This window comes from Dactylosporangium roseum (genome assembly GCF_025264685.1).
GTDB classification, from domain to species: domain Bacteria; phylum Actinomycetota; class Actinomycetes; order Mycobacteriales; family Micromonosporaceae; genus Dactylosporangium; species Dactylosporangium roseum.
Window position 1 is genome coordinate 6,238,932 of the sequence record NZ_CP073721.1, and the last position, 25,263, is coordinate 6,264,194.

Below are 25,263 nucleotides of genomic sequence, written 5' to 3' on the forward strand. Positions count from 1 at the left end.
GCGTGCGGGCCGGCGAATCCGCCACCGCGCCGCTCGACCTCATGGTCATGGGAAAGATGTGGCCATCGGGGCAGCCATGTCTTTCCCATGACCATGGGATCGAGCGGCCTGGCGGCGAATTGGGGCGGACGCCCGGGTGTCGGGCCCCGCATCCGGACCGGAGTGACGCCGCCCGCGGGAACGGATCCGGGGTCCGCTCCCCGCGGGCGGGGCCGTTCAGGAGTGGCGGGCCGTGTGGATGAACGGCATGCCGTGGTGGTTGGTCTGGGCGAGGCGGCTGTTCAGGTTGCCGGCGTTGGCGATCTTGTCGTGGTACGCCTCGCGGCGGCGGGCGACGCACCCGGTCGGCTTGTCGTTGGCGGAGACCAGGTCCGGGTCCAGATGGGTGTTGAGACCGTCGCGCAGCAGCATGAGCGCCTCGGCCCGTAGCTGGGAGACGCGCGACTCGGTGACACCGAGGTCGCGGGCGATCTCCATCATCGGGCGCTCCTGGAAGAAGTAGCCCTTGACGACCAGGCCCAGCCGCTCCGGCAGCGCCTCGACGGCGTTGTGGAGGTAGCCGATCCGCTCGCGGTGCAGGATCAGGTCCTCGGGGCCGGCGGCGCGCTCCGGCACCATGTCCTCGGCACTGCCGGCGGCGAAGCCCTGCAGTGACAGTACGGCCGCCCGCTGGACGTCGTCGTCGATCGACTGCAGCTCGTCGACGCTCACGCCGAGCGCCTCCGCAAGCTCCTGGCTGGTCGGGGTACGCCCGAGCGCCGCGGTGAGCTCCTGCAGCATCGCGTCGACCTGCCGCGCCCTCGCCCGTACGGAACGGCTCGCCCAGTCCAGCCCGCGCAGCTCGTCGAGGATCGCGCCGCGGATGCGGGTCGTCGCGAAGCTGCCGAACGGGATGCCCCGGCTCGGGTCGTACGCCTTCGCGGCGCCGGCCAGGGCTGCCATGCCGGCGGAGACCAGGTCCTCGCGGCTGACGTGGGCGGGTAGGCGGCCGAGCGTCTGACGGACCAGATGCCCGACGAGCGGCAGGTGCTCTCGGATGAGATCCTCGAGCTCGCGGCCTTCCAACTGGACCTTGAGCGTGGCACCCTCAAGGGTCGTTGTCATCGGTTCCCCCTCGTGTCCGGAGTGGACCCCGTGCAGGCGGTCCACCTGCTGACACGAAGAACTTTCGACTACGAAGGGTGCTGTTACCGTCACTCTCGGGTGCATTTTGGTTGCGGGACGGGAAGAGTGCTCAAGACTCGGCGTGTCGCCCAGCGCGCCGACGCAATCGAGCATCGGTACAGTCGCGCTCGATGAATCTTGTGCCCCTCGCACCCCGCCTGCGCCGCGCCGCCCGCCGCCATTTCGGCTGGGACCGGTTGCGCCCCGGACAGTTGCCCCCGATGCGCGCCCTGCTCAAGAAGCATGACGCCCTGGTCGTGTTACCCACCGGCGGCGGAAAATCCGCCATCTACCAGGTTCCGGCCACGCTGCTTCCCGGCCCCACGATCGTCATCTCACCACTCCTGGCCCTCCAACAGGACCAGATTGCCGGACTCAACGGCCGCGACGACGAGCGGCTCACCGCCGTCCGGGTCAGCTCCGCGGAGACGCCGAACCAGCAGAAGGCCGCGCTCACGGCGCTGCGCGAGGGGCGGGCCCGGTTCCTGTTCATCACGCCGGAGCAACTCGGCAATCCGGAGCGCCTCGCCGAGGTGCGCGCGCTGCGCCCCAGCCTGGTCGCCGTGGACGAGGCGCACTGCGTCAGCGCCTGGGGGTACGACTTCCGCCCCGACTATCTCCAGCTCGGCCACCTGATCCGGGAGCTCGGGCGGCCGCCGGTCGTGGCGCTGACGGCCACCGCCTCGCCGCCGGTGCGCGCCGACATCACCGCCGCGCTCGGGCTGCGTGACCCGTTCACGCTCGTCGCCGGGCTCGACCGCGCCAACCTGGAACTCGCCGCCGTGCACTGCACCGGCGACGAGCAGCGCTGGCAGCGGCTCCTGGCGCAGGTCCGCAAGGAGCCCAGCCCCGGAATCGTGTACGCGCCGACCCGCGCGATCGCCGAGCAGTACGCGGAACGTCTCACCGAGCACGGCGTCAAGGCGGTCGCCTTCCACGCGGGCCTGGCCGCGGGCGAGCGCAACCGTCGCTACGCCGACTTCATGGCCGACAGGATTCCGGTCATGGTCGCGACCAGCGCCTTCGGCATGGGGGTCGACAAGCCCAACATCCGCTGGGTGCACCACGTCGCGCTGCCCGACTCCCCCGACAGCTACCTCCAGGAGATCGGCCGCGCGGGCCGGGACGGCGCACCGGCCCGCACGATCCTCTACTTCCGGCCGGAGGACGTGGCGCTGCAACGGTTCTTCGCGGCCGGCGCGCCGGCCGCGAAGGAGCTCACCCAGCTCGCCGCCGCGCTGCGGGAAGGTCCCGCGACGAGGACGGCGCTCGCCACCCGCAGCGGGCTGCCGGCCCGGCGGATCACCTCGCTGCTGAGCCTGCTCGAACAGGTCGGTGCCGTCGAGGTGGGCACCGGCAACAAGCTCACCGCACCGCGGTACGCCCCCGCTCCCGCCGAGGCGGCGCGGCTGGCGCTCGCGCAGTTCGAGCGGCACCGGACGCTGCGCCGGTCGCGGATCGACATGATGCGCCAGTACGCCGAGAGCGCCAACTGCCGCGGCAACGCGCTGCTGGCCTACTTCGGCGAGCAGGCCGACCGCGCGTGCGAGCACTGCGACAACTGCGCCAGCGGCACCGTCGTCGTCGATCCGGTCGGGCCGGCCGCGCGGGTCCCGTGGTACCGCAGGCTCTTCCGGCGCGAAGCACCGCCGGCGACGGCGGCCACCGTGCCCACGCAGGCGGCCGCGCCCCAGGTCGACCCCGCCCGGCCGTTCCCGGTCTCCAGCGAGGTGCGGCACACCGAGTGGGGCACCGGTACGGTGATGGCCTACGAGCGGGACCGGGTGGTCGTACTGTTCGAGGAGGTCGGCTACAAGACGCTGTCGGTGCCGATCGTGCAGAAGTCGAAGCTGCTGGAGCCGGTGTAGGTGACGGAGATACCGGCGTCCGTGTCCCGGTGGTCGAACTGCTCGAATCGGGGCGCTGACCTCGGCGGGAATGCAGGAACACCCGCTGTCGGGTATCCGCCGACCGGCCCCGTGCCCGCACGGCGAAAGGCCCGAATTATGACTGATCGGCTGTCGTCTCGGGGATAGCTCGGGCCGTTGACCACGCGATACGCTCCGCGTCACCAGTTCAACAACGCGTTCGAACCGGGGTCGAGAACGGTGGCACATTTTCGGGATTCCGCACCCGCGCAGAATTCGTAGTGTGATCGTCAACGGCCGGACGAACACCACATCATCCGAACCCCTGCAACGCCCCGAAAGGACCCATCATGAGCGACTACGACACCGGCGACACCGGCCACGACGGCGGCAGCGACGTGGACTACGGCCACTACGAGGCCGGTCAGCAGCACGGCGAGCTCGACCAGCTCCACCAGGTCGACGCCAACGACTCGTCGTACAACAGCGACTTCAACGTCTACGAGCAGGACAGCGCCTCGGCCGAGTCGACCGACTTCCAGCAGGGCCACAACGTCCAGTGGACCGACGGCCAGGGCGCCAGCTACTCCGAGACCGACTTCACCAACTACAGCCACGACGAGGCCTCCGCCGACAGCATCTTCGCCGCCGACGGCAGCGTGTCGGCCAGCGACTCGCAGTTCTCGGAGATCGACGCCCTGCGCCAGCAGATCGACTCCTCGTTCGCCACGGGCACCGAGTTCCACGGCAACGCCGGCGAGCTGGGCCCCGCTAACTGAATCTCCGTGGTGCCGTCCGGCCGGCAAGACGGCAGGACGGCACCATCGCACGACCGAAGCGTGCCGGCCAGCGGATCAGCCCCGCTGGCCGGCACTGCTGTTCGCCCGTGTCTGCTGTTCCTGACCGCGAAGACGCGCAGCATGTCGGGCCCGCTGATCGTCTCGGTCCAGTCAGGGTCGCACCACTACCTCGCGCAAGAGATCGTGTACTCACCGCAGCACGCCGCCGAGGCCATCCAGCGGGTCAACTTCGCGCAGGCGCTGGCCAACCGCTACTGATCCCTAGCCGGCGCCGGAGGCGTCGTAGCCGGCCAGCAGGTGAGCGCGGGTGCCGACCAGGTGCGGCTCGAGGTCGCCGACCCGGGCCAGGCTGATCTCCGCCGGGGTCAGCCCGGACACCCGCAGCAGCAGTCCCGGCACCTCGTCGAGGGCGGCCAGCCAGCCGGTGCCGAGCGACGAGCCGAGCGCGTGGTCGGGCCAGTGGTGGAACTGCCTCGGCGCCCCGTCGACGGCGATGCCGACCCGATCCGGCGCCGGGCTCGACGCGGCCCGCAGCATCCGCTCCGTGGCCCGGCGCTCCGCCGGCGCGCCGGTCGTGTTCGCCGCCATCCGCACGTCGATGAGCAGCGGCATCGGCGGCCCGGCAGTCGTGATGACCTCGATCCAGGCGCCGCCGTCGACAGCCTCGCCGAACTGGAGCCCGGCGTGCATGAGCCGGTCGTCCTCCCAGCCCCAGGCCCCGATCCGGCACGGCCCGGTCCAGCCCGTGAGCCCGTACAGCGGCAGCGCTGCGGCACTCGCGCGGATGCGGTTCGCCTGCTGGTCGATCAGCGCGGTGAACTCGATGCGGCTGAGTCGGCCCCCGTATCGCATGACTCCGATCGTGCCGCATCGACCACCCCGTCGGCGCGCTCAGCCGCCCTCGGCGGAACCCTGCCCGCCACCCGTGACGACGTAGGAGCGGACGCCCGTCACGTCACCTCTTCGATCTTCGCGGTCGCCACGTCGAAGATGAAGCCGCGCACGTCCTCGCGGTGCGGCAGCCACGCGCAGTCGCGCACCGTCTGGATCGACATGCGCATGCGCTCGTGCAGGTCGGTGAAGCCCGGCACGCTCCAGCCCGGTTCCCGGCCGCTCTCCGCCGCCAACTCGGCGCGGAACGTCGGGTCGTCGAAGCCCTCCATGCCGCATTCGGTGTGGTGGATGAGCACCACCTCGCGCGTGCCGAGCTTGCGCTGGCTGATCGCGAGCGAGCGGAGGACCTCCTCGGTCGGCAGCCCGCCGGCGTTACGGATCAGGTGGGCGTCGCCGATCTCCAGGCCCAGGGCCCCGAAAAGGTCGAGCCGTGAGTCCATGCAGGTGATGACGGTCAGGCGCAGCTTCGGGCGCAGCGGCCGTGGTCCGGGGAACGTCTCGGCGTACCGCGCGTTCGCGTGGATGAGGTGGTCGATCGCGGACATAACCGAAGTGAATCAGATCCGTCACCCGAACGGTTGATGTCTGCGTCACAGGAGGGCAATGTCACCTGCGCACTAGTCTCCTCCCGTGACGGTGAACGAATGGGACGTGGCGGTCGTCGGGGGCGGGCCGGCGGGACTCTCCGCCGCCTACGAGTCGGCACGGCGCGGTGCGCGGACGCTGGTCCTGGAGAAGGCCGTGCACCCGCGGTACAAAACCTGCGGTGGGGGTCTGATCGGGTGCACCGTCGCGGCGGTCGACGACCGGATCACGATCCCGGTGAGCGACCACATCGAGCGGGCCGAGTTCACGCACGACGGGCGGCGCCGCTTCACGCGCACGACGCGCCGCGCGCCGCTGCTGGCGATGGTCCGCCGGCCCGAGTTCGACGACGCGCTGCGGCTCGCCGCGGAGAAGGCGGGTGCGACGGTACGGCAGGCGACCGCCGCCCGCGCGATCGAGCAGACCGGCGACGGGGTCCGGGTCCGCCTGGCCGGCGGTGGCGAGGTGACGGCCGCCACGGTCGTCGGCGCCGACGGCTCGTCGGGGATCACGTCCCGGCACGTCGGCGTCGAGTACGGCCAGGTGGACCTGGGCCTGGAGGTCGAACTGCCGGTGGGCGGGCCGGCGCGGCGCGAGTGGCAGGGGCGCCTGCTGATCGACTGGGGGCCGCTGCCCGGGTCGTACGCGTGGGTGTTCCCGAAGGGTGACGTGCTGACCGTCGGGGTCATCTCCGCCCGGGGCGACGGCGAGCGGACCAAGGCGTATCTGCGCGCGTTCGTCGACCGGCTGGGGCTCACCGGCATCGAGCCGATCCACGACTCCGGGCACCTGACCCGGTGCCGGACCGAGACGTCGCCGCTGCGCGCCGGCAACGTCATCGTCGCCGGTGACGCGGGCGGGCTCCTGGAGCCCTGGACCCGGGAGGGGATCAGCTTCGCGGTGCGGTCGGGTGCGCTGGCCGGCGCGGCGGCCGCGACAGGCGATCTCGACGGCTACGTCCGGGCGGTCGAGGCGCAGCTCGTCCCGGAGATGCGGGCCGGGCGCCGGCTGCTCGACACGTTCTCCCGCCGGCCGGGCCTGTTCCACGCGATGCTGCGCACACCGCCGGGGTGGCGGATGTTCGAGCGGTTCTGCCGGGGTGAGACCTCGTTCGAGGGCACCGTCGAGCGGTTTCCGATCCGCACGGCGCTGCGCCTGCTGCGATGAGCTTTTCGGGACACCCGGTCGGATCTTCCCGAAGCGCCGCCTCGACCGGCAACCGGCCTGGCGGTGCCGCACCTCGACGACGAAGGGGCGATCGACGCGCCGGGTCTGCCGTCGCCGGGATGAGATTTCGGGCGAACCTGGCTCCTCGGCGCTACCTGACCTCGATGCCGAGTGCGGCGGCCAGCACCGGGGCCAGTTCGAGGAGCTGGCGGTCGTCGACGATCGCGCCGCGCAGGGAGTCGGCACCGTCGGCGACGTCGAGCTCCCGCGCGCCGCGGAAGTCGACCTTCTTCAGCTTGGCGCCGGCGAACCGGGCCCGGCGGACGGCCGAACCGGCGAAGGTGACGTTGGTGAGCGTGGCGCCGCCGCAGTCGAGTTCGGTGAGGTCGCAGCCGTCGAACTCGACGTCGGCGACCGTCGCGCCGCGCAGGTTCAGAGTGTCGATCTTGCACCGCTGGAAGATCACCCGGCGCAGCCGCGAGCCGTAGGCCTCGATCCCGGCGAGCGAGCTGTCCAGCACGGTGACGTCGAGCCACTCGGCCTCGGCGCACCGCAGGCCGACCCAGCGGTTGCGGCTGATCCAGACGTCGCTGAACCGGCTGCGCTCCAGCGAGCCTCCGCCGAGGACAACACCGGTGAACGCCGACTCGATGAACGTGGCGTGGCCGGCGTGGACGTCCTCGAGCTCCACGTCCGAGAGGTGTACCTCGGTGTAGTTGCCGTCCGGTTCGAGCGGTTCGCCGTGCTCTCGCAGGTAGGCGGCGTAGGCCAGGTCTTCAAGGGATTGCGCTGCGGGCATACGGCTGACGCTACGCCTCCCGCCGGGGTGCCCGGCGGGAGGCGCGGCGGTCCTGCGTGTCTCAGGCGTTCATCGGCGCCCTGTCCCCGGTCGCGGCCTCCGGCTCCGGTCCCGGCGCGGCCTCCGGCTTCGGTCGCAGCGCGATCGCGGCGGCCAGGGACAGGCCGATGAAGATGACGGTTCCGACGACGCCGACCGCGTTGAGCCCGCTGGTGAAGGCGCTCCGGGCCGCCCCGAGCAGGCCGGGCGACTCACCGGCGACCGCGAGGGCCGCGGTCAGGCCGCTCTTCGCCGCCTCGGGCGCGCCGGCCGGCAGGTCGAGCACCGAGCGGTACACCAGGGTGGCGAGGCTGCCGAGCGTCGCGACCCCCACCCCGACCCCGAACTCGCCGCTGGTCTCCGAGATCGACGCGACCGAGCCGGCCCGCTCCGGTGGTGCGGCGGCAAGCATCAGGTTCATGGTGAGCGGCATCGGGAACGAGATCCCCGCCGCGGCGAGCACCAGCCCGACGATCAGCAGCGGCACGTCGGCGACGCCGACCTGCGTGACGACCGCCAGGCCGATGCCGGAGACGGCGAGCCCGAACGCGGCGACCACGGCCGCCGGCAGCTTGCGGGCCAGGGCCGGCGCGGCCATCGAGCCGAGGACCATCGCGACGTTCTGCGGGACCAGCCGCACACCGGTCTCCAGCGGCGACAGCCCGGCGACGTTCTGGAGGTACAGGCTGGAGACCAGCGACAACCCGGCCATCACGACCCCGCCGAGGAGCATGATACCCACGGCGGTGCTGAAGACCCGGTTGCCGAACAGGCGCAGGTCGAGCAGCGGGTCGGGCAGGACGCGCTGCCGCCGGACGAACACCACGCCGACCGCGATCCCGGCGGCGAGCGCGACGAGCGGTGCGGTGTGCCAGCCGTCCCGGGCCAGCGACTTGAGGCCGTAGATGACCGGCAGGATCGCGGCGAGCGACAGCGCCACGCTGGCGAGGTCCATCCGGTGCTCGGGCCGCTCGGGCCGGTACTCCGGCAGCAGGAACGGCCCGGTGCCGAGCAGCAGGAGCATCAACGGTACGCCCAGCAGGAACGCCGAGCCCCACCAGAAGTGTTCGAGCAGCAGGCCACCGACGAGCGGGCCGAGCGTCAAACCGCCCATGAAGCAGCTAAACCAGGCGCCGATCGCCAGGCCCATCCGCTTCGGGTCGGGGAACATGTTGCGGATGAGGGCCATCGTGGACGGCATCAGCGTGGCGCCGGCGATGCCCAGCAGGGCGCGGGCGGCGATCAGCAACTCGGCGCTGGGTGCGTAGGCGGCGGCGACCGACGTGACGCCGAACACCGCGGCGCCGATGAGCAGCAGCCGCCGGCGGCCGATCCGGTCGCCGAGCGCGCCCATGGTGACGAGGAACCCGGCGAGCATGAACGAGTAGATGTCGAGGATCCAGAGCTGCTGGGTGCCGTCGGCGTGCAGGTCGGTGCTGAGCTTTGGGAGGGCGAGGTAGAGGACGGAGACGTCGAGGGAGAGCAGCATCGTCGGCAGGGCGAGCACCGCCAGGCCGATCCAGGGGTTCGTTCTCATCGGTCCGCTCCGTTCTCGACGGCCGCCAGGTGCACGAGGTCCACGGCGGCGGCGAACTCGCGGGTGACGGCATGGTCGGCGGTGTACATCTCGCTGCGCTCCTCATGTGTCTTCGGTGGTCACAGGAAAGGCCGGCCCGCGCGGCGTCACGGGCCGGCCCCTGGTGGTGCTCCCGGGCTGTCGAGCCGGCGACTGTCGTCGTGGCGGTGGCCGCTTGCCGGTGGCGGCTCAGGCCATGGCCTTCGCGAGCCACTCGCTCCAGGTCTGCTCGGCCTTGGCCGGGTCGGCCTCGGCGAAGACGTGGTGGCCGGTCACGACGACCCCGCCACGGCCGACGAACCGCAGCAGCGCGTCGTCGGTGCGCACGCCGAGGAAGCTCGGCTCCAGCATCGTGTCGACCACGCCTTCGATCCGCTCACCGTCGAGGGTGAAGTGCACCTTGTCGCCCTCGCTGACGGGCTCGGACAGCCCGAGGGCGGGGGTGAGCTTCGCCCAGACGGTCTCCTGGTCGGGCAACTGCCCGCCGAACACCGTGACCGGCACGGCGATGCGGCCGGGGAAGTGCTCCACGTACTGCGCCAGGGACCGCAGGTAGAGCGGGTTGCCGTTCTTCAGCGCGTCGTACTCGGACTCCCAGTCGCCGGTCAGGATGCCGCTGTGCACGAGGCGCAGCGCGGTGGAGCCGCCGTCACGGCCCTCGATGAGGTACTCGAACGCCATGTAAGCGCCGTCCTCGCCGGGCGTGCCGCGGTAGGCGAAGCGCCGGCCCGGCTCCCAGGCGGTGATCGTGGCACCCTCGGTGTTGCCGAACATCGTCATGCTGGCCGTGCCGCCCTCGCGCGGCTCGACCTCGTTGCGGCCCATGAACCAGGAGTCGATGCCGGGGCCGGTGGCGATGGCGTCCCAGACCTGGTCCGGGGTGGCCGCGAGGGTGATGTCGTGGGTCAGCTCGAACGGGTGGCCGGGCGTCGAAGGCGTCGGCTGGTCGGTGGACGGCTCGTGCGCGGTCATCTCAGGACTCCCTGGTCTCGATCTCGGTCTGGGTCTGGTCGGCTTGGGGCTTGATGCTCGGATGGATGGCGACGATGACCCGGTGGTCGCGTCCGCCGGGGGCGTTCTCGTCGTGGTAGCGGCTCACCAGCGCGGTGACGGCCGCGGTCAGTTCCCCGGCGAAGGCGGCCCGGTCCGCGGCGGAGGCGAACCGCACCGTCCCGTCGAGCGTGAACGTGGCGACCGGCTTGCCGGCGCGGGCGGCGCCGGTGATGAGCTGGCCGACCTCCTTGACGAGCCGCGCGGCGACGGCGAGCAGCCAGCGCGCGGACAGCCTGTCGGGTGAGCGGCTGGGATCGGGCTGGACGGCGGCGAGCGCGGCGGGCGAGATCACGAACGACGCGGCGGTCGCCCGCAGCACCCGCTCGGTGACGTTGCCCTTGCGCCGCTCCTCGACCAGCTCGACGAGGCCGTGCGACTCGAGGGTCTTCAGGTGGTAGTTCACCTTCTGCCGAGGCAGACCGACGATCGCCGCGAGGCTCGTCGCCGAGTGCGGCTCCGCCAGCAACGCCAGCAGCCGCGCCCGGATCGGGTCGAGCGCGACCTCCGCCGCCCCGGCCTCTTCGATGACTCCCACCTCGAACATGCCCTTACGCTACGTACCGACAACCAATCTTGTCAAGACAACAAAAGTTGTCGGTGCGCTTTCACTCGGGGATGACTCGCGCCCCGGCCCGATCCCGGAGCGTTTCGGCCGCCTGGACGCAAGGCCGCGACAGCCGAGCCGCGCGATCGCCCGCCCCGGCGTTGCACTACGGAACGGTGACGCACAGTGAGGCCGTGCGGTCGCCGTCCACCCGGCGTTGCACTACCGGACGGTGACGCGCAGTCGTGCGGGCGGCGTCTGCCGCTCACGGTCGCCGCTGGACCGGGGCGGCGACGTTCCGGGCCGGCGACTCCATGACCCCATGATCATGGGAAAGAGCTGGCTATCGGGGCAGCCACATCTTTCCCATGATCATGGGGTCGAGTGGCCTGGCGGCGGGTTGCGGCGGAACGCGCGCCAGGCAGCACACCCCGGCGGCGACATCCCCGAGCCCCGCGCCCGAATTGTCGGTCTTGTTCGGGGCGGCAAGCGCCCGCCGGCTCAACTCGCGGCTTGTGGCTGTCCGACCGAAACACTCCACGACAACGCACCGGACCACCCCGCTCCGTCGCGGTACGCCGACCTCGCCACCGCGCACAAGCGGTCCCGCGAATCGGTGTGTTCTAGGCTCGGTCCGGGCGCTACCGGGGTATAGAGGACGGCAGCGCCCCAATCGAGCACCGAGGAGACGCGCATGACGCACGAGACCGAAAGCTGGGACCCGGATCCGCACGACGAGGGTCAGCTATCCGCCCAGGACACGCTGTCCGACCGCGGGCTCGAGGACTCCCTCGACGAGGGCTACTCGCCGCCGGAGAAGCCGCGTGGTCTCAACACGTTCGGTGTCACGCAGGCGGAGGCTCAGCGGGGCGAGTCGCTGGACCAGCGGATCGCCCAGGAGGAGCCCGACCCGGCCAGCCGGCTCGACCTCGACGAGTACGAGGCCACCACCGAGTCCGGCGAGTTCTTCGACGCCGACCAGGTCGGCGACCGGCGTGCCGGCCGGCTCGTGGCGCCCGACGAGGGCTACGGCGGCGACGAGGAGAAGGACGAGATCGGCTCGGACGTGGGCATCGACGGCGGCGCCGCCTCGGCCGAGGAGGCCGCCATGCACATCGTGGACGACCGTTCCCGCTGAGCCGCACCGACCGCGTCTACCGCCAGGTGCGCGACGCGATCCTCGACGGCCGGCTGCGGCCCGGCGCCATCACGGCCGACGACCTGCCGGTGGCGCTCGACCTGCTGGCGGACGCGCTCGCCTCGTCCGCCCGATCCACTGTCGCCTCGTCCGCTCCGTGCTCGCCCATGGTCCGGACGCCGGACAGCGGACCGCGACCGGGCCCCGCTACGGTGGGCGCATGCTTGTCCGCCGCGCCGTCGTCCTCGCCGCGCTCGCGGCCTCGCTGACCGCCTGCGGGTCGAAGCCCGCCGCCAAGCCGCAGGCCGCCCCGTCGGCGCCGGCCGGGTCCGAGGCAGCCTCGCCGTCGGCACCCGCCGCCGGGGAGTCCGCCCCGCCCGCCGCGCCCGCGGCCACCGGGCTACCGACGATCACGTACACCAAGGCCGCGACCGGCTTCCCGGCCGATCCCGAGCAGTCCTCGACGGCCCAGCTCACCGAGGGCCTGCAGCTCACGGCCAAGAGCCCGGTCTACGACGCGCCCGGCGGGCAGGCGCGGGCCTACCTGACCCCGCATATCAGCGGCGTCGACCTGGTCATGCCGATCGTGGCACGGCGCAATGGCTGGGTCGCGGTCCTCCTGCCCTCGATCAACCGCAGCATCGGCTGGCTCCCCGCCGGCAACTGGGCCACCCGCCCCCTGCGCGACCAGCTCGTCGTGCGCCGCGGCGCGTTCACGCTGACCTGGCTCCGCGACGGCGCCCCGCAGCAGACCTGGACGGTCGCGATCGGCACCGACCGCACCCCGACCCCGCTCGGCCGTACGTTCGTGATCGCCCGGTCGGCCCTGCCGAGCAAGGTCTATGCCGGCCTCGACGTGCTGGCCCTCGGCGCGGTGCCCGACGACAAGGAGGCCGTGGCGGCGGGCCTGGCGGACGCTCACACCGGCATCCACGCCTGGCACCGCAACGAGTTCGGCATCCGCAGCTCCAACGGCTGCGTCCGCATGCCCCCGCCCGCGCAGCAGGTCCTGCTGGCGCAGATCCCGCCCGGCACCAGCGTCGTCGTCCTCCCCTGACCACCGGGCCGCGCACTCCCGGCCGAGGGATCGGCGTCACTGTTCACACGCGCTTCACGTGACGCGGCTTATCGTTGGGTGGGTGATCCGCACAGTGGCACTGATTGGTATCGACGGCGCCGGCAAGAGCACCCAGGCACGGTGGCTCGCCGACTGGCTGGCCGTGACGGGGACCCCGGCGCGGTACCACCGCAACGCGGCCGGCCGGGTCTTCTTCGGCCGGGTGGCGCAGCGGCTGGGCCGCCATGACGCCGAGGACCTGCTCGGCGTGCGGCTCTTCCTGGTCGTCGAGACGCTGCTGCGGTGGCTGGTCATCGCCCGGGCACTGCTCATCTCCCGGCTCACCGGCACGGTCGCGGTGATGGACCGGTATGCCTACTGTCAGTACACGAGCATCACCGTGCGCGGCGGGCGCCAGCGCTGGGCGAGGGTGCTGTTCTCGGTGTTCCCCCGGCCGGATCTCGTCTGCTTCCTGGCCGTGCCGCCCCAGGTGGCCCAGGCGCGGGTCGACGCGCGCGGCAAGGACCACGAGGAGCTCGACTATCTGGCGGCGTGCGATGCGGCATACCGCGCGTTGCCCGAGGCCACCCGGTTCACCGTGATCGACGCGGCGGCCGAGCCCACGGCGGTGCAGGCGGACCTGCGCCGGGCGGTGCTGCACCAGCCGGTCCGGCACACCCCGCGCGCGGCACGGCACCTGCTCCCGATCGGGTGACCCGGCACACCTTCGGGTTCGTGAAGGCGGTTAGCGAACAGACAGGATCGAAAGGACCCGGCTCTTGTTCGCCACCGGTGATGATCTCGCCGCCAGGATGCGGCACGAGCTGCACACGCCGCTGACCTCGATCCTGGCCTGCACGCGCCTGTTGCGCGACGACCAGCCCGGCGACCTGTCGAGCGAGGGCGTGGCGTGTCTCGACGCGATCGACCGGAACGCGATGCGACTTGAGCGGTACGTCGACAGCGTCGTCCTGCCACTCGCCGCCGCCGGCACCGCCGCGCCGCGGGCCGACGCCACGGATCTCGTGGCGGTGCTCCGCGACGTGGTCGACCTGGCCCGCCGGGTGGCGGTCGCGGGCGCCGTGAGTGTCCACGCCGACGCGCCGGAGGCCGTGCCGGTCGCCGTCGACGAGACGGTCTGCCGGCACCTGGTCGGACAGCTCGTCCTCTGGCTGGTCACGGCCGCGCCGCCCCACGCGCACATCGAGATCGCCCTGCGCCGCGACCCGCTGCCGACGATCGCGGCCCGCACCGTCCCGCGCGGCGAACTGACCACCGCCCCGCGCCACCGGCAGAGCGAGGGGGCACGCGACCTGCCGGTGGTGCCCCGCCGCCCGGGCGAGGACCACCGCGAGCTGCCGACCGTCCCACGCCGGCCCGGCGAGGAGCAGCATGCGGTGGCCGGGAACCGGTGGCTCGGCGGTGACGAGCACCGGCCGGCGGATCTGCGGGTCGCGCGGGCGGTGGCCGGCGTGTGCGGCGGCGACGTGCGGGTCGGCGACGCCTCGTTCCGCCTCACCCTGCCCGCGACCGTCCCGGCGCCGTTGCCGCGCTGAGCGCCGCACCGACGCGGCGGGTCACAGGTCGACGATGCCGTCGAGCTCGCCGATGTTCCTGCGCACCGTGCCGCCGTGGGCCGTCAGCAGCCTCGCCTCGTGGCGCTGGGCCTCGGCCACCGCGTGTGCGAGGCCGATGCTGCCGTTGAGGCGCGCCGCGAGCCGGCCCAGGCCGGCCGCGTCGGCGCCGTCGAGGGACAGCACGGTCACCCGCGCCTCGCCCAGCAGCTCGTCGAGGCGGCGCAGCTCCTCGCTGTAGGCGAGCTCACTGCGCGTCTCGGCCAGCGCGACCGCCGGCACGAGGACCTTGCCGCCGTCCGCGACGACGGTCGCGACGAGCTCGTCGACGTCCGCCTTTCCCTGCGTGTACGCCAGGATCGCGGACGCGTCGAGCACCAGCCCCACCGCCGGCCCGGTCATGCCCAGCCCATGATCTCGCGGACCTGCTCCCGCGACTCCATGCGGGACTCCGCGTTGACGCGGGCGGAGGCGTCGTTGAGCCGTTTGCGGGCGCGCAGGCGACGGTGGTCGGCCTCGGCGTCAGGGGTGATCTCCGGCGGGGTGTCGGCCCGGCTGTCGTCCATCGCGCGACCGTACCCCGTTCCATCGATTTCTGCGGTCCCTCGTAGCGACATCGCAATGCGCCGTCCCGAAGCGTGGACCGGACTCACTTGCTGTGCGAGCGGAACGCCACCGGGTCGAAGCGGCCGTGCAGCCGCGGGGCGAGCCAGTGCGCGGCCTCGCGGCGGAACAGCGGCGGGGCCAGGGCGCCGGCCCCGTCGGGCACCGCGCCGGCCAGGTCGCCGGGGAGGTCGTGCAGGTTGGTGCGGTGGACCAGTTCCGGCTCGGCCGGCCACGCGCCGAAGACGACCAGCGCGGGAAGGTCCCGGCGGGCCAGCGCCTCCAGGGTGAGCGCCGTGTGGTTCAGCGTGCCCAGCCCGGCTCGGGCGACCACCACCACCGTGGCGCCGAGGGCCGCCGCGAGGTCGAGGACGGTCCAGCCGCCCTCACCCAGCGGTACGAGCAGACCACCCGCCCCCTCGATCAACATCACGTCGTGGTGTTCGTCGATCGTGCGCAGCGCCAACTGGGCCATGACCGCGGTCAGCGGGTCCTCCCCCGCCACCCGGGCGGCGGCGAGCGGGGCGAGCGGGTCGGGGAAGCTGGCGAGCGTGCGCACCGTGGCCGGCTCGGCCAGCCGGGCGACGGTCACGGCGTCGGGCTCGTCACCCTCGGCGGTGCCGGCCTGCGCCGGTTTGACGACGGCGACACGGTGGCCGGCGGCGGTCGCCGCGGCGGCGATGGCCGCGGTGACGATCGTCTTGCCGACACCGGTGTCGGTGCCCGTGACGACGATGGGTCCGGTGACCGGCACGTCGATGACGTCCGCGTTCTCGAACAGGTCCGTCATGTGTCCTCCGCTTCGCTCCGAATCGGTGTCACGGGCGCTCCTTGACGATGATGTCCAGCGCGTCGTCGAACGCGCCGGCCGGCACCCCGACGTTGATCGTGAGCCGCAGCCGCGACCGACCGTCCGGTGTGGACGGTGGGCGGAAGCAGCCTACCGCCACGCCCCGCTCGCGGCACGCGGCCGCCCAGGCGAACGCCTCGTCGGCGCTCGGCGCGGCGACCGAGACGACGCCGCCGTCGGGTGCGGACACCTCGAGCCCTTCGGCACGCAGCCGCGACACAATCCGTTCGGCCCGGGCCCGCAGCTCGGCACGCAGCGCGTCGCCGTCGGCCAGCAGGCCGAGCGCGGCGAGCGCGCCGGCGGCGACGGCGGGCGGGAGGGCGGTGTCGTAGATGAAGGTCCGGCCGGTGTCGACGAGCTGGCGGTGTAGCTGGCGCGGGCCGGCGACGACCCCGCCGGCGGCGCCGAGCGACTTCGACAGCGTGGCGGTGACCACGACGTCGGGCCGGCCGGACAGGCCGGCGGCGGCGACCCCGCCGGCGCCGCGCGGGCCGAGGACACCGAGCCCGTGCGCGTCGTCGACGAGGAGCAGCGCGCCGTGCGCACGGGTCACCTCGTAGAGCTCGGCGAGCGGTGCCAGGTCGCCGTCGACGGAGAAGACGCTCTCGGTGACGACGACGGCCGGGCGGCCGGGGTGGGCGGCGAGGATCCCGCGGACGGCGTCGGGGTCGGCGTGCGGCGCGATGACGGTGGCGGCCCCTGCGCGCGCGGCCGCCCCGGCACAGGCGAGCCGGCAACCGTCCACGATGGACGCGTGGTTGTGCGCGTCCGACACGATCAGCGTGCCGCCGCGCACGAGCGCCCGGACGGCGCCCAGGTTGGCGAGGTATCCGGAGGAGTACACCAGCGCGGCCTGCGCCCCCAGCAGGCTCGCGAGGCCGTCCTCCAGCGCCCGGTGCGCCTCGGTGGAGCCGCGGACCAGCCGCGAGCCGGTCGCGCCGAGGCCGAAGCCGGCGAGCGCCCGGGAGGCGGCGGCGAGCACGTCGGGGTGGCGGGAGAGGCCGAGGTAGTCGTTGCCGGCGAGATCGATCACCGGATCGTCCGCGCCGGCGCCGCGCGGCCGCAGCTCACGGCGCAATCCCGCGGCTCGCCGCGCTGCGGCCTCGTCGTCGAGTGCCGATAGCCACTCCACGGTGACCTCCCGAAGCCGTTGTAGAACCTCTACGATGCCGGTTGTGCGATGTGCACAACCTAGCCGACCCTCCCGCGGCCGGACAGGCGACCTGAACGCTTCGTAAGGTACGACTATGCTTGATGCTGCCAAGGCGGTCCTGGACACCGGCGTAGGGCTCGACGAAGAGGGCGTGCTCGCGGTCCTGCGCTGCGCCGACGAGGAGCTGCCCGACCATCTCGCCGTCGCGCACGACGTGCGCATGCGCTGGTGCGGCCCGGAGGTCGAGGTCGAGGGCATCGTGTCGCTCAAGACCGGCGGCTGCCCCGAGGACTGCCACTTCTGCTCGCAGTCCGGGCTGTTCACCTCCCCGGTCCGCGCGGTGTGGCTCGACATCCCGTCGCTCGTGGAGGCGGCGAAGCAGACCGCCGCGACCGGGGCCACCGAGTTCTGCATCGTGGCCGCCGTCCGGGGCCCGGACCAGCGGCTCATGGCGCAGCTCGCCGACGGGGTCGCCGCGATCCGCGAGGCCGTGGACATCAACATCGCCGCATCGCTGGGCATGCTCACCCAGGAGCAGGTCGACCAGCTATCGGCGTTGGGGATCCACCGGTACAACCACAATCTCGAGACCGCCCGCTCCTACTTCCCGCAGGTCGTCACGACGCACTCGTGGGAGGAGCGGTGGGAGACACTGCGCATGGTGCGCGACGCCGGCATGGAGGTCTGCTGCGGCGGCATCCTGGGCCTGGGCGAGACCGTCGAGCAGCGCGCCGAGTTCGCCGTCCAGTTGCAGCGGCTCGACCCGCACGAGGTGCCGCTCAACTTCCTCAATCCGCGGCCCGGCACCCCGCTGGCCGAGCAGCCGGTGCTCGACCCGAAGGACGCGCTGCGGGCGATCGCCGCGTTCCGGCTGGCGCTGCCGAAGACGCTGCTGCGATACGCGGGCGGGCGCGAGATCACGCTCGGGGACCTCGGCACGCGCGACGGCCTGCTCGGCGGGGTCAACGCCGTGATCGTCGGCAACTACCTCACGACGCTCGGCCGCTCCCCGTCGGCGGACCTGGCGCTGCTCGACGAGCTGAGCATGCCGGTCAAGGCGCTGTCGGCGACGCTGTGAGCGCCGTCTACTGCGACCGGTGCGGAGAGCCGCTGGAGGGCGGCTCCCACACGGCGTGCGCGGCCGCCCGCACCCTGGAGCCGCCGCGGTTCTGCCCGCGGTGCCGCCGCCGGATGAAGGTGCAGGTGCTGCCGAGGGGCTGGTCCGCGGCCTGCGTGGAGCACGGCGTCCTCACCCGGTAGGGCCGGCCCACTCCGTCGCCGCGGCGGCGGCCTTGTCGAAGACGCCGGACCTGGCCCGGCCGAGACCGGCCAGGCGGCTCTTCGGCTGGAGCGCCGCGCCGGCCTTGCGCGACAGGACCAGCATGCGGGACACCCGGCCCCGGCGCCGCCGGTTGTACTCCTGGAGCGCCGGACCGAGCGGGCCGTTGACGAGCACCGCCTGGAGGGTCGCCACGTCCTCGAGGGCCAGGCAGGCGCCCTGCGCGAGGTGGTGCGGCATGGCGTGAGCGGCGTCGCCGACGAGGGCGTAGCCGCCCGGTCCGGCCGGCACGCCGAACGTCTCCGGCAGCGGCGCCAGCTCCCCCACCGGCTCCTGCACGAGGTCGTCGGGCTCGGTCACGGCGAGCAACTGCGGCACGGGTGCGTGCCAGCCGGCGAACCAGCGCCGCAGGAGGGCGAGTTGCCCCGCCGTCGGCTCGGGCCGCAGCGCGCCGGGCACGGTCGCGACCCACGAGATCCCGCCCCGGGTGGAGCCGCCCTGCTCGCCCAGCGACGTGTAGACGAACCGGTGGCCGGTGCCGAGGGTCTCGCCGTGCGGCGGCAGGTCGGGCGGAAGCTGCGGCGCGCGATACCACGGGATGACCGCACGCCAGGCGGCGAACCCGGCGCTGGCGAAGGTCGTGGCGGTGAGGAGGCGGCGGCGGACCGCGCTGTCGGCGCCGTCCGCGGCGACCACCAGGTCGGCCTCGAAGGTGACCCGGCCGTCGCCGACCGCGGGGCGCTCCCGGGTGACGCGGGCGCTCTGCACCTCGACACCGCCGCGGACGTCGACCTGGTCGCCGAGGCCGGCGATGAACGCGTCGTGCAGGTCCTCGCCGTGCACGACCACCGGCGGCGACTCGAGGCCGGCGGCGCCCGGCCGCACCAGCCACTGGCCGTCGGGGCGGCGGATGCCGGCCGGCGGGATCGGTGTGGAGATGCTGTCGAGACCACCGGCGAGGCCGAGGGCGCGCAGGGCACGCACCCCGTTGGGCCACAGCACGAGCGCGGCACGGCTCGCGCGGAGCCGGTCGTCGCGCTCGAGCAGGGTGACCTTCCAGCCGGTCCGGGCGAGGGCACCGGCCGTGGCGAGCCCGGCGATGCCGGCGCCCACCACGACTGCGGTCCGCATCAGGCCTTACCGCTGGCGCTCGGCGAGTCCTCTTCCGTCTTCTTCTCCTCGGGCGCCTCCTCCGGCTTCTCCTCCGGGGCGGCGGCCGGCTCCTCGGTCGCGGCGGTCTCGTCGGCCGGCGGGGCCTCATCCGGGGTGACGACCGTGATGCGGCCCTGCTCGTCGTACGTCACCCGCTCCTGCGGGCCCTGGACGCGCAGGAAGTACACGAGCGCGGCGGCGAACACGATGATCGACGTCCAGTTGTTGAGGCGCATGCCCAGGATGTGCTGCGCGTCGTCGATCCGCAGCAGTTCGACCCAGAAGCGGCCGACGGTGTAGAGCATGACGTAGAGCGCGAAGGCCCGGCCTCGCCCGAACCGGTACTTGCGGTCGAGCAGCCACACGGCGAGCGCGACGCCGAGGCACCACAGCGACTCGTAGAGGAACGTCGGGTGGAAGACGCCCAGGACGATCGGCTCGCCGGCCACCTCCTGCGCCTGGCCGGCACGGGCGTCCCAGTTGTAGACCTCGAGGCCCCACGGCAGGCTGGTCTCCTTGCCGTAGAGCTCGTTGTTGAACCAGTTGCCCCAGCGGCCGATCGCCTGCGCGACGGGCAGGCCGACGGCGAGGGTGTCGGCCGCCATCGCGAACGGCAGGTTGAGGCGCCGGCACGCGAAGTAGGCGCCGAGGGCACCACCGGCGATGCCGCCCCAGATGCCGAGACCACCCTCCCAGATCTTGAACGCCCGGATCAGCGATCCACCCTCACCGAAATACGCGTCCGGGGAGGTGATCACGTGATAGAGCCGGGCGCCGATGATGCCGGCCGGCACCGCCCAGACGGCGATGTCGAGGACCACCCACGGTGGCGCGCCGCGCGAGCGCATGCGGCGATCGGCGATGAAGCACGCGGCGATGATGCCGAGCACGATGCACAGCGCATAGGCGCGCAAGGGGATCGGACCGATGTCCCAGACACCACGGGTCGGGCTGGGAATCTCGGCCAGCGGGAGAAGGGCAGCATCCACGGGTGCACACGCTACCGCCGTTCCGGCCGGACGTGATGCCCAGCCCTCCCCGATTTGGACCGATCTTCGCCGGAGGGTGCCATTCCGCCGGCCTCCTGACCGGCCCAGATCACCAAAAGCGAAGCTCTCGCGACGGTCCGCACAGAAGCCTAGAGTGCGGTTATGAGCTACTCAGAGTTGAGTAACGGCAGCAAGGTGACGTCAGCGGTCGCCGCGGTCATCGAGGACGCGGCCGGCCGCGTGTTGTTGTGCCAGCAGGCCGGCGGCCACCGGTTGTGGGGCCTGCCCGGCGGCAGGGTCCGGGCGGCGGAGAGCCCGGTGCACGCGGTCATCCGCGACATCCGCGAGGAGACCGGCATGGAGACCGAGATCGTCGAGATCATCGGGATGTACCAGGTGACCGGCGATGGCTGCGGCGAGGCGACGCCCGACCTGTTCGTCCACGTGTTCCGCGGCCGCCTGGACGGCGGCGGTCCGGCGCTCAACGCACCCGGCCGGATCAGCCGCCTGGCGTGGCACGACCCGGACGCGCTGCCCCAGCCGCTGACCGCCACGACGCGGACCGCGATCGCGGACGCTTCGGCCGGCCGGACCGGCATGATCCGCCAGATCGAACGCGACAAGGAACCCGAGGTCGCCGACGCCGCCTAAAAAGCGCGTTGATCTTGCAGTTGTGGTGCCGACGAACCCGGACATCCAGGGAGTGTCGCGGCACCACAACTGCAAGATCAACGCGGGTCTGGCGCGAGGGCGAACAGGCGCTCCAGCGCGGCGAAGTAGACGTGGTCGCCGGAGAGCAGCAGCGGCTCGGCGCCGTGCAGAGCGCTGAAGTCCAGGTCGAGCCGCGTCACGAGCGCGCCGGTGCGCGTGTCGGCGGCGACGAGCTCGGTGCGGTGCCGCGGATCGCCGTCGCGGACATCGAAGTGGTACGCCATGAGGTACACGACGCCGCCGCCGTTCACCGGCGCCCAGTAGCTCGTGCTGGTCTCCCACCCGAGCCCGTAGCCGGACCGCCACCGGACGGTGCCGTCGGCGACCCCGAACGCGGCCAGGTCCCCCGTGCCGCCGACCACGAAGAGCGCCTCGTCGGACACGGTGGCGCGGGACGGGCGCTCCACCGTGGTCGTATCGCACCAGCGCTGCGTACCGTCGGTGACGGAGTAGGCGCAGACGCCCGCCGGCCCGAGGGTGTACACGGTGCCGGACCGCGCGACGAGCTCCGCCCCGCCGGTCGTCCGCTGCCAGGCGAGCGCGCCGGTGGCCACGTCGAAGGCGAGCAGCGCCGGGCCGTCCTCGACGGCCTGGAGGACCAGGCCGCCGTCGAGGACCGGCGGGTGGTAGCCGGGCTCGCCGCCGAGCGGCGCGGTCCAGACCTGGACACCGTCGGTCAGGCGGTGGGCGCTCAGCGTCGCCCCCGCGCTGCGCACGACGAGGCCGCCGCCGATCGTGAAACCGCCGGACACCGCGTCGGCGAGGACGAGTTCCCAGCGGGTCTCTCCGCTCGAGGTGTACGCGCTGAGGTGGCGCCCGGCGGGCACTGCGCCGTACCCCGGGGCGTCGAACGGTACGATGTCCGCCGACTCGACGATCACCGTCCCGTCGACGACGGCGAGCTGGCCGAAGCGCCGCCCCGGGACGTCGACGATCGCGCCGAGGTCATGCCCGGTGATCGCGTCGTAGCGGCGGATCTGGCCGGTGGGGCCGCCGGAGGAGCGGAACAGGGTTCCGTCGACGACGACCGCACCGCCGATCTGCTCGTCCGCCCGGGTCGCCGGCGCGGTCCACCGCCGCTCGAGACGGGTGGCCGCGGCGGCGTCGAGGTCACGGGTGACCGGCTGGTGGCCCGACCGTCCGGGGTCGCCGCCGTCCTGCCGCCAGCTCGCGTCGGCCGTGGCCGTCCGCACCGATCCCACGGGCGACGGCGCCGGTGGTGCCGCCGCCTGCGGGACGATGCCGACGAGGAGCACCGGAAGTACCAAATGGGAAAAACGCCGCACGGGGACTCAACGAGGCCGCCGCGACGGGGTGACTCAGCGGCGGCGCACACCTTCGGCGAGGTCGGCGCTGAGTGCAGCCACCGCCGCGATGCCGTCGGCCCGCGTCGGCGCGTCCAGGAGGCACCGGACCAGCGCGCTGCCGACGATGACGCCGTCGGCGAAGGCGCCGACCTCGGCGGCCTGGTCGCCGGTGGAGACGCCCAACCCGACGGCGACCGGCTGGTCGGAGACCCGGCGGACGCGCTCGACGAGGGCGGGCGCGGCGCTGCTGGTGCGGCTGCGCGCACCGGTGACGCCCATGACGCTGGTGGCGTAGACGAAGCCGCGGCAGCTAGCGGTGGTCATGGCGATGCGCGCGTCGGTCGAGGACGGCGAGACCAGGAACACGCGGTCGAGGTCGTGCGCGTCGGAGGCCGCGAGCCACGGCCCGGCCTCGTCGGGGATGAGATCCGGGGTGATCAGCCCGGCACCACCGGCCGCGGCCAGGTCGCGGGCGAAGCGGTCGACGCCGTAGCGCTCGACCGGGTTCCAGTAGGTCATGGTGAGGATCGGCGCACCGGTCGCGGCGACCGCCTCGACGGTGCGCAGCCCGTCGGCGACGCGGAACCCGCCGCGCAGCGCGGCCTCGGTGGCCCGCTGGATCACGGGGCCGTCCATCACCGGGTCGGAATACGGCAGGCCGACCTCGACAATGTCCACGCCGTTGTCGATCATCGCCTTGATCGCGTCGATCGCACCGTCGACCGTCGGGAACCCGGCGGGCAGGTAGCCGACCAGCGCGCTGCGGCCCTCGGCGCGGGCCTTCTCGAACGCCGTCCTTACGCTCATACGCTGAACCATTCGCGCGCGGTGTCCATGTCCTTGTCGCCCCGGCCGGAGAGGCAGATGACGACGAGCGGCTCGCGGCCGAGCTCGGCGGCGAGCTTCGGGATCACCCGCAGCCCGCCCGCGACCGCGTGCGCGCTCTCGATCGCCGGGATGATGCCCTCGAGCCGGCAGAGCAGCTTGAACGCGTCCATCGCCTCGGCGTCGGTCACGGGCTCGTAGGTCGCCCGGCCGGTGTCGTGCAGGTAGGCGTGCTCGGGGCCGACGGCCGGGTAGTCGAGGCCGGCCGAGATCGAGTGCGACTCGACGGTCTGGCCGTCCTCGTCCTGGAGCAGGTACGTGCGGGCACCGTGCAACACGCCGGTCGCACCGCCGGTGATGCTCGCGGCGTGGCGGCCGGTCTCGACACCGTCGCCGCCGGCCTCGAAGCCGTAGAGCCGGACGCCCCCGTCGGGCACGAACGCGTGGAACGCGCCGATCGCGTTGGAGCCGCCGCCCACGCAGGCGGCGACCGCGTCGGGCAGGCGGCCGGCCTGGGCGAGGATCTGCCGGCGGGCCTCGACGCTGATGCCGCTGACGAAGTCGCGGACCATCGCCGGGAACGGGTGCGGGCCCGCGGCGGTGCCGAGCAGGTAGTGGGTGGTGTCGACGTTGGTCACCCAGTCGCGCAGCGCCTCGTTGATCGCGTCCTTGAGCGTCCGGGAGCCGGTGGTGACGGGCACGACGGTGGCGCCGAGCATGCGCATGCGGGCGACGTTGAGCGCCTGCCGCCGGGTGTCCTCCTCGCCCATGTAGACGACACACTCGAGGTCGAGCAGCGCGCAGGCGGTGGCGCTGGCGACGCCGTGCTGGCCGGCGCCGGTCTCGGCGATCACCCGGGACTTGCCCATGCGCTTGGTGAGCAGCGCCTGCCCGAGGACATTGCGGACCTTGTGGGCACCGGTGTGGTTGAGGTCCTCGCGCTTGAGGAAGATTTGCGCTCCGGCGCGGGCGGAGAGCCGGTCGGCGCGGTAGAGCGGGCTGGGCGTGTTGGCGTAGTCGCGCAGCAGCCGGCCGAACTCGGCCTGGAACGCCTCGTCGGCCTGGGCGTGCCGATAGGCGGCGTCGAGCCCGTCGAGCGCCGCGACGAGGGCCTCGGGGACGAACCGGCCGCCGTAGGTGCCGAAGTGCCCGGAGTGGTCGGGCAGCAGGCCGGCGGCGGACAGGAACGCATTCATCGTGCGGTCCTCGGCGTGGCCGGGTGGCTGCCGGCGGTCACGAGCTCGGCCACGGCCTCGCGGGGGCTCTTCTGGGTGACAAGACCCTCGCCCACCAGTACCGCATCGGCACCGGCGGATGCGTAGCGGATCAGGTCGTGCGGCCCGCGGACGCCGGACTCGGCGATCTTCACGACCTCGGCCGGCAGGCCGGGCGCGATGCGCTCGAACACGGTGCGGTCCACCTCCAGCGTGCGCAGATTGCGCGCGTTGACGCCGATGACCCGGGCGCCCGCCTCCAGCGCGCGGTCGGTCTCCTCCTCGTCGTGCACCTCGACGAGCGCCGTCATGCCGAGACTCTCGATGCGGTCGAGCAGGCCGGACAACGCGTTCTGGTCGAGCGCGGCGACGATCAGCAGGACGAGGTCGGCGCCGAACGCCCGGGACTCGTGCACCTGGTAGGACGAGACCACGAAGTCCTTGCGGAGCAGTGGCACGTCGACGGCCGCGCGGACGGCGGCGAGGTCGTCGAGGCTGCCGCCGAACCAGCGGCCCTCGGTGAGCACGCTGACGCAGCGGGCACCGCCGGCGGCGTACTCCTTGGCGAGCTCCGCGGGATCCGGGATCTCGGCCAACTGCCCCTTGGACGGCGAGGCGCGCTTGACCTCGGCGATCACCCCGACGCCGGGTGCGCGGAGTTTGGCGTAGGCGTCCATCGGCGGCGGCGCTTGCGCGGCTCGCTGCTTGATCTCTTCCAGGGGCACCTGTGCCTCGCGGACGGCCAGGTCCTCACGCACGCCGGCGAGGATCTCGTCGAGCACACGGCCGCTCTCCGCGTTGATCAAGGAGCTCCCCTCTCCGGTGGTCATGCGACCGATGCTAGGAGGCCCCCGGTCAGCGGACGGTCGCGGGGGTATGGCCGACGTCACCTGATGGGCTAGGGCATAATGCGTCGCCGCCG

General features: G+C 72.9%; 27 protein-coding genes and 1 pseudogene. 11 read left to right on the forward strand and 17 right to left on the reverse strand.

Annotated features, from left to right (window positions below; all coding sequences use genetic code 11):
* Window positions 1-216: 216 nt before the first annotated feature.
* On the reverse strand, window positions 217-1,104 hold the full coding sequence (locus Drose_RS29225; RefSeq protein ID WP_260724507.1) for a sigma-70 family RNA polymerase sigma factor: 888 nt from the start codon (window positions 1,102-1,104) through the stop codon (window positions 217-219).
* Between the two features lie 191 nt (window positions 1,105-1,295).
* Here Drose_RS29225 and Drose_RS29230 point away from each other — a divergent pair, with 191 nt between their 5' ends.
* The 3 genes from Drose_RS29230 (at window position 1,296) to Drose_RS29240 (ending at window position 4,090) form a co-directional block, all read left to right on the forward strand.
* Entirely contained in the window at window positions 1,296-3,032 is a 1,737-nt protein-coding gene (locus Drose_RS29230; protein ID WP_260724508.1) for a RecQ family ATP-dependent DNA helicase, read from the forward strand.
* 350 nt (window positions 3,033-3,382) lie between these two features.
* Window positions 3,383-3,811, forward strand: coding sequence for a hypothetical protein (locus tag Drose_RS29235; protein WP_260724509.1), 429 nt, complete (start codon window positions 3,383-3,385; stop codon window positions 3,809-3,811).
* 60 nt (window positions 3,812-3,871) lie between these two features.
* Complete coding sequence (locus Drose_RS29240) at window positions 3,872-4,090, forward strand: hypothetical protein (RefSeq protein WP_260724510.1); 219 nt, start codon at window positions 3,872-3,874, stop codon at window positions 4,088-4,090.
* Window positions 4,091-4,093: 3 nt separating this feature from the next.
* Here Drose_RS29240 and Drose_RS29245 read toward each other — a convergent pair whose 3' ends face one another.
* Both Drose_RS29245 and Drose_RS29250 read right to left on the reverse strand, forming a co-directional pair.
* Window positions 4,094-4,684: a hypothetical protein gene (locus Drose_RS29245; RefSeq protein ID WP_260724511.1), complete on the reverse strand. Its 591-nt coding sequence runs from the start codon at window positions 4,682-4,684 to the stop codon at window positions 4,094-4,096.
* Between the two features lie 98 nt (window positions 4,685-4,782).
* Window positions 4,783-5,271 (reverse strand): beta-class carbonic anhydrase, encoded by a 489-nt coding sequence (locus Drose_RS29250; RefSeq protein ID WP_260724512.1) that lies wholly within the window; start codon window positions 5,269-5,271, stop codon window positions 4,783-4,785.
* 91 nt (window positions 5,272-5,362) lie between these two features.
* On the opposite strand from Drose_RS29250, the gene Drose_RS29255 reads away from it, so the two are divergent.
* A complete protein-coding gene (locus Drose_RS29255; protein ID WP_260729842.1) occupies window positions 5,363-6,478 on the forward strand; it encodes a geranylgeranyl reductase family protein in 1,116 nt (371 codons plus the stop codon).
* A 151-nt stretch (window positions 6,479-6,629) separates the two neighbouring features.
* Here the strand turns inward: Drose_RS29255 and Drose_RS29260 are convergent, their stop codons facing one another.
* From Drose_RS29260 to Drose_RS29275, 4 genes are all read right to left on the reverse strand, one after another.
* Window positions 6,630-7,277: a pentapeptide repeat-containing protein gene (locus Drose_RS29260; RefSeq protein WP_260724513.1), complete on the reverse strand. Its 648-nt coding sequence runs from the start codon at window positions 7,275-7,277 to the stop codon at window positions 6,630-6,632.
* A 61-nt stretch (window positions 7,278-7,338) separates the two neighbouring features.
* The gene (locus Drose_RS29265; RefSeq protein WP_260724514.1) at window positions 7,339-8,853 is read right to left on the reverse strand and encodes an MFS transporter; all 1,515 of its coding nucleotides are present in this window, start codon (window positions 8,851-8,853) and stop codon (window positions 7,339-7,341) included.
* A 228-nt stretch (window positions 8,854-9,081) separates the two neighbouring features.
* Window positions 9,082-9,864 (reverse strand): SRPBCC family protein, encoded by a 783-nt coding sequence (locus tag Drose_RS29270; RefSeq protein ID WP_260724515.1) that lies wholly within the window; start codon window positions 9,862-9,864, stop codon window positions 9,082-9,084.
* Window position 9,865: 1 nt separating this feature from the next.
* Entirely contained in the window at window positions 9,866-10,489 is a 624-nt protein-coding gene (locus Drose_RS29275; RefSeq protein WP_260724516.1) for an ArsR/SmtB family transcription factor, read from the reverse strand.
* A 694-nt stretch (window positions 10,490-11,183) separates the two neighbouring features.
* Here Drose_RS29275 and Drose_RS29280 point away from each other — a divergent pair.
* From Drose_RS29280 to Drose_RS29295, 4 genes are all read left to right on the forward strand, one after another.
* Window positions 11,184-11,627, forward strand: a complete 444-nt coding sequence (locus tag Drose_RS29280) for a DUF5709 domain-containing protein (RefSeq protein ID WP_260724517.1) — start codon at window positions 11,184-11,186, stop codon at window positions 11,625-11,627.
* A 220-nt stretch (window positions 11,628-11,847) separates the two neighbouring features.
* Window positions 11,848-12,684 carry a L,D-transpeptidase gene (locus Drose_RS29285; RefSeq protein WP_260724518.1) on the forward strand — a complete coding sequence of 279 codons (837 nt, stop codon included), beginning with the start codon at window positions 11,848-11,850 and terminating at the stop codon, window positions 12,682-12,684.
* Window positions 12,685-12,766: 82 nt separating this feature from the next.
* Window positions 12,767-13,399 carry a dTMP kinase gene (locus Drose_RS29290; RefSeq protein ID WP_260724519.1) on the forward strand — a complete coding sequence of 211 codons (633 nt, stop codon included), beginning with the start codon at window positions 12,767-12,769 and terminating at the stop codon, window positions 13,397-13,399.
* A 64-nt stretch (window positions 13,400-13,463) separates the two neighbouring features.
* Window positions 13,464-14,240 (forward strand): histidine kinase dimerization/phospho-acceptor domain-containing protein, encoded by a 777-nt coding sequence (locus Drose_RS29295; RefSeq protein ID WP_260724520.1) that lies wholly within the window; start codon window positions 13,464-13,466, stop codon window positions 14,238-14,240.
* 21 nt (window positions 14,241-14,261) lie between these two features.
* Here Drose_RS29295 and Drose_RS29300 read toward each other — a convergent pair whose 3' ends face one another.
* The 4 genes from Drose_RS29300 to Drose_RS29315 all read right to left on the reverse strand — a co-directional run bounded on the left by Drose_RS29300 (window position 14,262) and on the right by Drose_RS29315 (window position 16,843).
* Window positions 14,262-14,660 (reverse strand): type II toxin-antitoxin system VapC family toxin, encoded by a 399-nt coding sequence (locus tag Drose_RS29300; RefSeq protein WP_260724521.1) that lies wholly within the window; start codon window positions 14,658-14,660, stop codon window positions 14,262-14,264.
* Window positions 14,657-14,824, reverse strand: a complete 168-nt coding sequence (locus tag Drose_RS29305) for a hypothetical protein (RefSeq protein WP_260724522.1) — start codon at window positions 14,822-14,824, stop codon at window positions 14,657-14,659. The genes Drose_RS29300 and Drose_RS29305 overlap by 4 nt, the downstream gene beginning before the upstream one ends.
* 83 nt (window positions 14,825-14,907) lie before the next feature.
* Window positions 14,908-15,651, reverse strand: a complete 744-nt coding sequence (gene bioD, locus Drose_RS29310) for a dethiobiotin synthase (protein WP_260724523.1) — start codon at window positions 15,649-15,651, stop codon at window positions 14,908-14,910.
* A 28-nt stretch (window positions 15,652-15,679) separates the two neighbouring features.
* Window positions 15,680-16,843 carry an 8-amino-7-oxononanoate synthase gene (locus Drose_RS29315; RefSeq protein ID WP_260724524.1) on the reverse strand — a complete coding sequence of 388 codons (1,164 nt, stop codon included), beginning with the start codon at window positions 16,841-16,843 and terminating at the stop codon, window positions 15,680-15,682.
* 115 nt (window positions 16,844-16,958) lie between these two features.
* On the opposite strand from Drose_RS29315, the gene bioB reads away from it, so the two are divergent.
* The gene (gene bioB / locus Drose_RS29320) at window positions 16,959-17,942 is read left to right on the forward strand and encodes a biotin synthase BioB (protein ID WP_260724525.1); all 984 of its coding nucleotides are present in this window, start codon (window positions 16,959-16,961) and stop codon (window positions 17,940-17,942) included.
* Window positions 17,888-18,124: pseudogene (gene bsaP / locus Drose_RS29325) on the forward strand (biotin synthase auxiliary protein BsaP); the annotation flags it as partial. The gene bioB and the pseudogene bsaP, both read left to right, overlap by 55 nt.
* On the opposite strand, the gene Drose_RS29330 reads toward bsaP, so the two are convergent.
* Both Drose_RS29330 and lgt read right to left on the reverse strand, forming a co-directional pair.
* A complete protein-coding gene (locus Drose_RS29330; RefSeq protein WP_260724527.1) occupies window positions 18,114-19,274 on the reverse strand; it encodes an FAD-dependent oxidoreductase in 1,161 nt (386 codons plus the stop codon). The pseudogene bsaP and the gene Drose_RS29330 overlap by 11 nt on opposite strands.
* The gene (lgt, locus tag Drose_RS29335) at window positions 19,274-20,284 is read right to left on the reverse strand and encodes a prolipoprotein diacylglyceryl transferase (protein WP_260724528.1); all 1,011 of its coding nucleotides are present in this window, start codon (window positions 20,282-20,284) and stop codon (window positions 19,274-19,276) included. Before lgt ends, Drose_RS29330 begins: the two co-directional genes overlap by 1 nt.
* Before the next feature lie 162 nt (window positions 20,285-20,446).
* Between lgt and Drose_RS29340 the strand changes: the two genes are divergently transcribed.
* A complete protein-coding gene (locus tag Drose_RS29340; RefSeq protein ID WP_260724529.1) occupies window positions 20,447-20,935 on the forward strand; it encodes an NUDIX hydrolase in 489 nt (162 codons plus the stop codon).
* A gap of 77 nt (window positions 20,936-21,012) precedes the next feature.
* Here the strand turns inward: Drose_RS29340 and Drose_RS29345 are convergent, their stop codons facing one another.
* From Drose_RS29345 to trpC, 4 genes are all read right to left on the reverse strand, one after another.
* Window positions 21,013-22,251: a PQQ-like beta-propeller repeat protein gene (locus Drose_RS29345; protein WP_260724530.1), complete on the reverse strand. Its 1,239-nt coding sequence runs from the start codon at window positions 22,249-22,251 to the stop codon at window positions 21,013-21,015.
* Window positions 22,252-22,314: 63 nt separating this feature from the next.
* Window positions 22,315-23,109 carry a tryptophan synthase subunit alpha gene (trpA, locus tag Drose_RS29350; RefSeq protein WP_260724531.1) on the reverse strand — a complete coding sequence of 265 codons (795 nt, stop codon included), beginning with the start codon at window positions 23,107-23,109 and terminating at the stop codon, window positions 22,315-22,317.
* Window positions 23,106-24,323, reverse strand: a complete 1,218-nt coding sequence (gene trpB, locus Drose_RS29355) for a tryptophan synthase subunit beta (protein ID WP_260724532.1) — start codon at window positions 24,321-24,323, stop codon at window positions 23,106-23,108. The genes trpA and trpB overlap by 4 nt, the downstream gene beginning before the upstream one ends.
* Window positions 24,320-25,123, reverse strand: coding sequence for an indole-3-glycerol phosphate synthase TrpC (trpC, locus tag Drose_RS29360; RefSeq protein WP_260729843.1), 804 nt, complete (start codon window positions 25,121-25,123; stop codon window positions 24,320-24,322). Before trpC ends, trpB begins: the two co-directional genes overlap by 4 nt.
* Between the last annotated feature and the right edge of the window lie 140 nt (window positions 25,124-25,263).